General features: G+C 59.9%; 2 protein-coding genes and 2 pseudogenes. 2 read left to right on the forward strand and 2 right to left on the reverse strand.

Annotated features, from left to right (window positions below):
* Positions 1–451 precede the first annotated feature (451 nt).
* Positions 452–6,511, reverse strand: a complete 6,060-nt coding sequence (gene xopAD, locus H8A95_RS38995) for a XopAD/skwp family type III secretion system effector (protein ID WP_229171033.1) — start codon at positions 6,509–6,511, stop codon at positions 452–454.
* Between the two features lie 1,889 nt (positions 6,512–8,400).
* Between xopAD and H8A95_RS39005 the strand changes: the two genes are divergently transcribed.
* Entirely contained in the window at positions 8,401–9,258 is an 858-nt protein-coding gene (locus H8A95_RS39005; protein ID WP_338028055.1) for a type IV toxin-antitoxin system AbiEi family antitoxin domain-containing protein, read from the forward strand.
* Positions 9,255–9,503 (forward strand): annotated as a pseudogene (locus tag H8A95_RS39010) (nucleotidyl transferase AbiEii/AbiGii toxin family protein); the annotation flags it as partial. The gene H8A95_RS39005 and the pseudogene H8A95_RS39010, both read left to right, overlap by 4 nt.
* 87 nt (positions 9,504–9,590) lie before the next feature.
* Here H8A95_RS39010 and H8A95_RS39015 read toward each other — a convergent pair.
* Positions 9,591–9,756 (reverse strand): annotated as a pseudogene (locus tag H8A95_RS39015) (IS66 family transposase); the annotation flags it as partial.

A 9,756-nucleotide genomic window follows, 5' to 3' on the forward strand; every position in this document is an offset into this window, starting at 1 on the left:
ATCATTCATATCTTGAATCACGACTCACGATCCAAGAAAAGTGGGTACTAGTCTTGGTCGGCGGTTTGCATCTTCGGACGCTTGGTTTTGTGCCTCAGGTCCCGCCTAATCACGTCCTCTTGGTATTGAGCCAGATCGAAACCGCTTTCTCCCGGTATGATGCCGGACTCCCTCGATCATGAACCCTCAACCACAGGTTCCACCCACCGCCGGCCCTGTTCGAGCGAGTGCCTGATCTCATTCACCTCAAAATTCCCGAAATGCGCATGGCTTGCCTCAGCGAAAAATCTCGGTCATGGACTTACCGGCCTTCGCCTCGATCTCCTTATCGGAATCGACGAACTCTCAGCCTGTCCCTTGGCGAGTGCACGGCCAAGGCTGGATTTGCCGGCACCCATCATGCCGACGAGAACGATCGGCCGCGCGCTCGGGGTGTCAAGAATCTTTGCTGTCATCGGGGGCGCGCCGTGCGTCTCGGCGGGTCCACTTGCAGCAGAGGAACCAGGCTGCCACCAACTGTACTATCCGCGTCGGCTTCCCAGTGAGGAATCTCTATGATCCCATCGGGTATGGCAACCTTGTTGCAGGCCTGTCGCACGCGCTCTAGGAGTGGCTTGGCTATGGATTGATCCAAAGGCTCTCGGCTCCCTCGCTGCAGTCTCTGCAGTTCCTTGTACGTGTCATGATTGTCGATCTTGGCCTTGTAGCTGTCTGCCGTGTGGAACTCCACCTCGAAGCAGTAGCCCCCTGGCGTGGCCAGCACAGTCTTGATGCCGACGAAGGTCGGCGATCGCGCCCTGAACCAGTTGGTCGTGCTGACCTCGAGATAGCCGCTCTCGTCGAAGCTTAGAATGGCTTTCTTGAAGGCACGTGCAAATTCCTCATCAGGGAGTTCGAATACGTGGCGTACAGCGTTGCTGATCAGCTGGGCGCCGGCCTCAATCGGGGCCCGCATTCCGATGAGCTGGTCCGTCATCGAGTCTATCGATCTCAAGGCCCAACGCAAATGAGGCATCTTCACCTTGATGTCGGCTTTCCTAAGGGCTTCAGCAACCGAGTTTGCCATTAGGGTGATATCCTTTTCTTGAGCTTGAGCGCGGGAAACCTCCATTTGGGCGCGCTGTGCGGCCTGCTCGCGAGTCAATGTGATTGTCTTGACGGAATCATCGGCAGCAAGACCTCGGGCCTTGGGTTCAGGCAGAACGCCTCGCTCGGCAGCAAGTTTGATCGCGGCTTGCATGACTGAAGCCGCCAGCGTCGGATTGTCCTTGAGATCCTCCAATCTCGCATCGACATCGAACAGACCCTGGCTGAGGGTAGCCGCGATGCTCTTCGTGTAAGCTACTGATTTCAACCCCGGTGTCTTTTGCAGGAGGCGCTGAAGGTGCACGCTTTTGAACATAAAGGCGTAGGCACCAGTGTCGGATTTGTAGGCGTCAGTTCCGACCTTGATGCCGAGGCTCAAGAGATTGTTTGCGCTTTGTATGAGGTCGTCTGGATCGTAACCATCCGGTCTTGAATCGATGCGTGACGGATTCGACCCGAGATCGATGCGTGAAGGATAGTGGTCGAGCAAGAGCTCGAGGCGGTCTCGCGGGTGAAGAGTTGCAGTATAGGCCTCCGCCAGGTCCGGGAAAATCTCGGAGAGTGCTGGGCTCACCCTTAAGCCTGTCTCGCTCACGCTTTCGACTGTATCGGGCAGGATCTTTTCATCCTGCTTCGTCGTCCACGCCTCGAGATCGGCGACGACCAATTCGGCTATTTCGTGGGCGACCGGATGCTTGGCGACATCAATTTCACGTCTCGCCTTCTCGAGCCTGTCCTGGACATCCTGGCCAGTTATCTGCTCCTGGCTTAGCAGGTGACGGATGTCTCGCTGGAGCTCGCGGTGAATTCCTTCGTACGTGCCGAAGACGGCACGCTCGGCAAACCACTGTCGGCATTCATGGGATTGAGCCAGAAAGCCTCGCTGCAGGCCGGTATAGATTTCCAGAACATTCCGTGTGGCGGCGAGGATCTGGCTGCCGCGACCGAACTTGTAGCGACCATCCTCGATCGCCGGTGTGTGCGACTTTGGCGGCTTGAGCGAGCCCATTTGGCGAGCTTGCTCCTCTTGATCGAATTGCCTGACATGCTCGTAAAGCTGTGGCCGGTCGCCGATGATGACGATGCTATCCCCATCGAAGTCGCCGTCAAGCTTCTTCTGTTCACCGGGTGGCACGGCAACCAGCGAGCCCGGAGCAAACAACTCGGTCGCCTGGAGGATGCCGACGCAGTCGACCGGTGTGTCCATTTTTACGCGGTCCTTACGTTTGGTCCAGCTCGAATGGCACTTCACGTCCTCGGCAGACATCACCAGCCCACGGCCGGCGAAGTCGGCTGGCCACATCTCATCCGGCACCACGATCAGAAGTCCTTTGGCAAAGAAGGTCGGATCGTCGGCTGCCAACTCGTTCCCCGACTTCTGGGCGACATTGAAACTGTATTGCATCGTCACGCAATGATCGAGAAACGACGCAGTCGCGTCCCCATCAGCGGACAACCTGACCTGGTCGGGGGCGAACGGGCGAAGGTTGGGCTTGTCATAAGGAGACCGCCCGACCAGCACGCCACCACCGCTCAACGTTTCGCTCTTGAGCGTCGGCACATGGAGGCAGCCATCAGCGGACGGGACGGCCACAGCGCCCGGACCATTGATGTTTGCGGCCGTCACGGTGCGAAACAGCTCCTCGGACGTCAGCGTTTGCCCTTCCCGGCTCTCAAGCCAGCTCCTGGCCCTCTCGCGCGCCTCATCTGCCACTAGCTCGCTGCGCGGATAATGTTGCATTGCCGAAACTGGCAGGGCTGACTTCCTTCCCTCACCAAAGGCGAGCACCCGGTCAGAACCTTCCCGCTCGCCGGCCCGACGAACTGCCGGCATAAGGCTGGCCAGCGAGGCCCTGATGAAGCCGCAGCCGTCATGCGGTCGTAATGCAATGGGGCCGTCCGGCCCCATCAACCTGAAGGGATGCTCCTGGTTGGCAGGGCGGTCCGGCAGTAGCACCAATTTGAAGGCGCCTTCCAGCGCGTAGTCGTGAGGAGACAGACCTTTGATCGTTGGAGGCGCCGCAAAACCCCTGCGCTGGGTGTAGTAATAGGCCTCTTTGAAAGGCGCCCAAGCGCGCCACAGCTGCTCGAAGGCTGTGCCCGCTGCGGTTTCGGCATAAGGAATCGCCAGCAACTTTCCCCCACGATTCGGTGGCTCGCCTGGAGCACGCGCCGCAATCTGGGACACGGTCAATCGCGGCGGCTTTAACTTGCTGCCGCCGAACAGGTCCATGCGGTACGGCACACCCGCGACGCTCACAGTACGCGCCAACATGAAGGCGCTCGGGGGGGCTGGCAGTTGCACTGCGACCACGGGCAAGGCCCCCGAGGTCAGGCGATGAAAAATCGAATATCGTCTCTCCGGGTCCGTGGCCACCGGCCGACCCTGCATGTCCACCACCGGCAGCTGCATCAGTCCCGCCTCGCCCTGCGGAGACCTCGGGGCGTGGTCCATGGCTCGCAAGACCTGATGCACGTCGAAGACCGACGCAGGATGTTGCGCCCGGATCGCCGCCGGATCCTGCTCCATGAAGAAGTCCAGCGCATCCACTGGACTGTCCGACTCGATCTGCGCGATCAGGTTCCAGCTCATGGTGGAAAGATCGCCTTGAATCAGGTCGCGCGCGCCAGCCAGGATCTCTCTGGTCCCATGCTGCAGCTCTTCCTGCCTGATCCGTAACTCGGGCCTGTTGCCCTCGACATACGGTCGCCTGAACAATCTCTCCAGGACCGCGCGAGCTTTGAGCGTCTGATAGATCGATAAAGCGGGGCGGCGGCTTGCAAGCGGCCCACGGGTCCGCTCGGCGTCTCTTGCGCTCAGATGCGCCTCTATCTTGTGTTCTACCACAGGCTGCAGCTCGTTGAGCAGGTTGAGGGCCTGCCTGCGGTGCCGGCGCAGCGGGTTCTGCGGGCTGCGCGCCAGCGGCAGCAGAGCAGCACACAGATTGCCCATGGTTTCCAGATCGTTCCGGGTACTAAAATCAGGGGCTTGACGCAATTCCGAGAGCCGATTCAAGCCCGTCGGTGCGAGCAAACCGAGATCATCAAACAGCCGAGCCTTACCCAGCGCCTTGAAAATGCTTGTGATATGCAGTACGGTAGCCTGCCCCAGGCGATCATTATCATAGTGCAGATAGTGAGCGAGCTTGTGCAACCGATCCTTCGCCAGAGCAGCGTCCGTAATCTCTCCGGTATCCTCTGCCCTCATGATCGTTCGCGACAGAGCATTCGCGAGCATACTGAGCTGAGGCGTGGTGAACGCACCCAATCTTTGCCCTCGAGCACCCAACCCGCGCGCGATGTCCATCGTGGACTGCCGGCACGCCACCTCGTCCGGCCACTTGCTGAACCCGTTCATCAAGGTCGCCTGTACCTGCGGAGCGAAAGAGAGCAGGCGCTGACCGGCTTGCACGGCGATTGCGATCGTGGCTTTGCGGCAGTCATCCCCGTCCGGCCACTTGCTGAAGCCGTTCACCAGGTTCGCCAGTTGCTGCGGGGTAACATCAGAGAGTACGGCGCGGCGAAGGACCTCGCCTGCGATCGCGAATGTGGCGTCGCGATTATCCGGCGATTCCGGCCACTTGCTGAAACCGTTGACCAGATTAGCGAGGTCCTGGAGAGTAAAATCATACAGCCAGGAGGCGCGGCGACGGATCTCCCTGGCTATCAAACCTGTAACTCGCTGAGAAGCTGGCTCGTCCGGCCATTTGCTAAAACCATTCGCCAGGTTCGCCAGATCCTGGTGATTAAAATCAAAGAGCCCGAATTCCGTACGGGCCCGGCGAATGACCTCACTGGCGATCGCCATTGTGGCTTGGCGAGTCGCCGCCTGTTTCGGCCACTTGCTGAACCCGTTCACAAATATCGCCAGCGCCCGTGGCGTAAGATGAGAGAACCGGTCGGCACGGCGAAAGATCTCATCGGCGATCGCGAGTGTTGCTTCGCGACAGTTCGCCTGTTGTGGCCACTTGCTGAAACCATTCACCAGGTGCATCAGGTCATGGAAGTTAAACTCAGAGAGTTGGGCGAGGCGGCGAATGACATCGCTGGCGATCGCGACTGTCGCTTGGTGATAGTCCGCATCGTCCGGACATTTGCTAAACGCGTTCATCAGGTTCGCCAGATCCTGATGAGTAAAATCAGTGAGCCCTTGCTCGCGGGCGCGGCGAGAGAGTTCTGCGGCGATTTTGGCTGTGGCTTGGCGATAGACCGCCTCGTCCGGCCATTTGCTAAAAACATTCGCCAGGTTCGTCAGGTCCTGGTGATTAAAATCAGATAGGCCGAACCCGACGTGGGCGGCGCGGCGACTGACCTCAACGGCAATCGCTGCGATAGCTTGGCGAGGCCGCTCCTCTTCTGGCCATTTGGTGAAGCCGTTCACCAGAATCGCGAGGTTCTGCGGACTAACTTCAGAGAGCCGGGAGCGGCGGTCACGGCGGAGGACCTCACCGGCCACTGCGCCTGCGGCTTCGCGAAACGCCGCCTCGTCCGGCCATTGGGCGAAACCCTGCGCCACGTTCGCCAGTTCCTGCTGATTGAATTCAGAGAGCCGGCCGCGGCGGTCGCGGCGGAGAACCTCGCCGGCGATTTTGACTGCGGCTTGGCGAGACGCTGCCTGTTCCGGCCACTTGCTGAACCCATTGACAAATGTCGCCAGGCTCTGCCGAGTAAGCAGCGAGAGCTTGTGGTCGCTGCGAAGGATCTCACCGGCGAGCGCGATCATAGCTTCGCAACAATCGGCAGCATTTGGCCACTTGCTGAAACCGTTCACAAGGTTCGCCACGTGTTGCTGATCAAAATCGGAGAGTTGGAAACGGCGGTCGGCGCGACGACGGACCTCACGGGCGACGGCTTCCGTGCCCTGACGAGTTTCTGCCCGGCCTGGCCACTTGCTGAAACCGTTCACCAGCAACGACAGACTTTGACTAGTCAGCGCCCCAAGAAGTGCCCTGCCTTCATCGCGGCAATATTCGGCGATTCTGATCGTGCCCTCGCGGCATGTCGTGGACAGCGGATACCGACCAAATGATGCCGCCAGAAGCGAAAGAGCTTTGGGTTCGACTTCACGCACTAACGCATCATGAAGCCGCGCCACCCGGGCTGCCATCGCCTTGCAAGCTTCGACACCTTCCTGACCTCCGGTCTCGCGAGCTACTGCATTGCATGCCGTAGCGTAACCCCATGATTTCCCGCGACGGATATCGTCCTCGAAGCGCGTGACAAATTGACGTCTGAACTGGGCGGCGGCCTTTTGCACGAAGGCTGCATGGACCCCTTCGCCCGCCGCCTGCAGCCGTCTGTCATACTCCACCACCGCACGTGAGAATCCAACAATGTCACGGGCGAAATAAATCGCGTCTAGAGCTGCGCTTGATTGTTGTTCTGAGATTGCACTTTGCGTGCTCTGCGTGGCGACACTATCCATGCGCCGCCTTTTTGTTTCGCGCTCCAGGTTGGATACGGATTGTCTGTGCAAGGAGGGGATACTTTGTTGTGAACTCTTGGACCGATCGGCACCGCGGCCCTCGGTTCCGGAACGCGACGAACTTTCTTCCCAATTTGGGGCACCGCCATGCGGCAAAGGGCGAAAACCGCCCTGGCCCTCGCGCGTATCAACGGAGGGATCGGCTGGCGTGCGGCGTCGGACATCGCCGGCCGAAGATAGTATTTGAGCGGATGAGGCTCCTAAATCTCGATTTTCAGAGCGCAAGCGCTGCACGACAGAACTGAACGTCGAACTATCTCTTCCATCCCCAAGGTCTGATTCACCACGGGAACAGTGCGCGCCTGGTCCGCTTGGCGCATTCCCGCGCCGGTCAACTCCCGTCAAAATCCTGCTCCCATGCAAGCGAGAATGCGCCGATTACAACGTTTGGTACACACTGTGCTGCCGCGGCGGCCTCAACGACTTTGTTTCAACGCCTCTGAGCGCAGCTCCTTACCCTGCGCTGACGTGACTCGCCAAACCGGAAATTTCTTGCGCCACGTACGCGCTCTGGGATCGATCATATCCCCCGCACCTGACGTAAACCTGACCTGCGCGCAACCGAATTCGGGGTCATTCCGGAGTCGCGGTTGCGTTCGCCGTCCGCTCGTCACTTCGGTCCGACTGGCGCTTGCGGCAGCGGAGAGGGGAAAACCTCGACTTGCCAGGAAGCTGACTCGGCATGAACAGATGGCTTACCGAATAAATCGAGTCATCGAGTCAGCGCTCGCCAGATCTCCGCAAACAATCGCGTTTTGTCCCCGGCACTCGGCTTGAGCGGCCACGGCGACCTCACGGGAGCGCTTGTAACCTCGATCCTGAGAATCCCGTTGCTCAGAGCAGCGGCGCCGTCGAACCGGTCTCAACCGCTGCAAGCCGTTTGAGTTTGGCTGCGCTTACCCGTTGCCGGCCGGCTCGCCATCCGCGAACGCAAGGATGCCAGCGAGTAACCGTCATTCCCGACCGGATAGCTCTGTGCGATTCCTTCCCGGAGCAGCGGCGAGGCACGCTGGCGCGGCAAAGGGGCCGTCCACCGATGGCCGACCCGCAACGTGCAGAGCTCTTGCTCACACCGGACACGGTGTGGGGCATTTCCAATGGCCGTGCCCGGTTCGGATCAGCCACGACGAAGGGTGGAAGGCTGCCATAACGGGTCCGGGAACGGCCGCCAGCTTGAAGCGGCGGCGCCTATAGGTCTTTTCATAGCCGTCATGTTTTCGGGGAAGGCAATGGGCCTCGACGCCAAAGCTGAGCAGTGCAGCGACACTGGGCGGCGTTGCGCGGAAGCGGCTGAACATCAGGAGCTTGAGCTCGGCCGCCGCATTCTTCCAATCTCCGCCGAGCGGCCACCAGGGAAGCGACGGGGCGACCCACGGCAGTGACAGCAGTCTGGGCGGAGCTATGCAGCACCGATGTGCCCGGAAAAAAGCGATCGGCATAACGCTGATGGATTGTCAGAAAGCCGATCTCATCGCGCACGCCCATGGATTCTTCATCCATCTGCGCCTTGGCGCGGGCGAGCGCCTCTCGCGATAGATAGCTCCATCCCAAAGTGGACTCGATTGGCGAGCCGCTTCTCGTACGGGATGATCTTGTGGGTTGGCCCATGCCCTCAGCCCCATAAAGAGGACAAGGGGGTGGCGGCCAGCTTATCGCCAAAGGGCACGAGATCAGCGCCGTCATAGGGCACGGCGCCGAAGGCAAATCGGTGCGTGAAGAGATCGGCAGTCATGTGCGGAGTCCTAGCCTATTGATCATATTAAAAAATGGACGTTTTTGGGCCGAAATATGCATATGTTGCATGACTCGATATAGCATCATATTGAAAATTGGACATCTATAACCTATTTTTGAATATGATGCTACAGGCCGGTTCCAGTCTCCCGAACTTCGTCACAACTCTCCAGTCGGAGGGGCGCATTACGTTCACGCGCGCCGAAGCCATCGCTGCCCTCGGCATCACGGAGGCTGCCTTCCTCAAAGCCGCCGCGCGGCTCCAGAAACGCCACATGCTGTTCAACCCCCGGCACGGTTTCTACGTGGCCGTCCCGCCGCAATTCATGAGCTGGGAGGCACCACCACCCCCCCCCCGGTACATCGACGCGCTGATGCGGCATGAGGAGCGTCCCTACTATGTCGGTCTGCTCAAGGCGGCTGAGCTGCACGGCGCTACGCATCATGCCGTCATGGAATTCCAAGTCGTGACAGACAAGCAACTCCGCAAGATCCGGGCGGGGCGCTCTTGGGTTACGTTCCATTTCCGCAAAGACCTGGAGAGCGTCCACGAGGGCATCGTTGATCGAAAGACGGATACGGGCAGCATGAAGATTTCAGGGCCCGAACTAACGGCGCTTGACCTCTTCCGTTACATGCACGTGGCGGGCGGCATCGATGCCGTCGCGACCGTCATGACGGACCTCGCGGAAAGCATTGATGGTCAAAAGCTGGCGGCAATGTCGGCGCATTTCGAGCGCGCTTGCGGCCAGCGGGTCGGCTATCTGCTTGATCGGCTCGGTCACGCCGAGCGCGCCAATGCGCTTCGTAACCAGCTCTTTGAAAAAGAGACGATGCCGTGGGTCACGCTCGAACCGGAGCGTCGAAAGGATGAGAAGGCGCAACCCACGCCTGTCGAGCGCAGCGAGCGCTGGCGCGTGATAGTGCGGCGTTATCCGGAGATCGATGAATGATCCCCGCGCAGAACATCATCGCTTGGTCAAAGCATGCGCCGTGGGCGGAGCAGCGGCAAGTCGAGCAGGACCTCATCATCGCACGAGCGCTGGTCGAGCTCTTCAACGACCCATTCCTGCGCAAAGAGCTTCGCTTCCGTGGCGGAACGGCGCTCAACAAACTGCACTTCCCAAAGCCTCTGCGGTATTCGGAGGACATCGACCTTGTGCGGACCACGGCGGGCGCAATCGGCCCGATCCTCGACCCATACCTTGAGAGCATTGAGGATGGGGACACTATGTTGCTGGCGGAAGCGGCGAATGCAGTCGGCCTGTGTTTCACCCTTGTCCGGTACCTCGATATGAAGTTGCTCGGTGACAAGCCTCGCCCATGCGATGCATCTGGCCACGGCAGCAAGGACACGCCTTCCGATCGTCGGGCAGGTCATACTCGACGCGCTCACGCGGCAGGTTCGCCGGCAGCGGCCTGCGGCCGCGCTTCTTTCCCGTTGTGTTTTC

The sequence above is a fragment of the Bradyrhizobium oropedii genome (assembly GCF_020889685.1).
Classification (GTDB): Bacteria; Pseudomonadota; Alphaproteobacteria; order Rhizobiales; family Xanthobacteraceae; genus Bradyrhizobium; species Bradyrhizobium oropedii.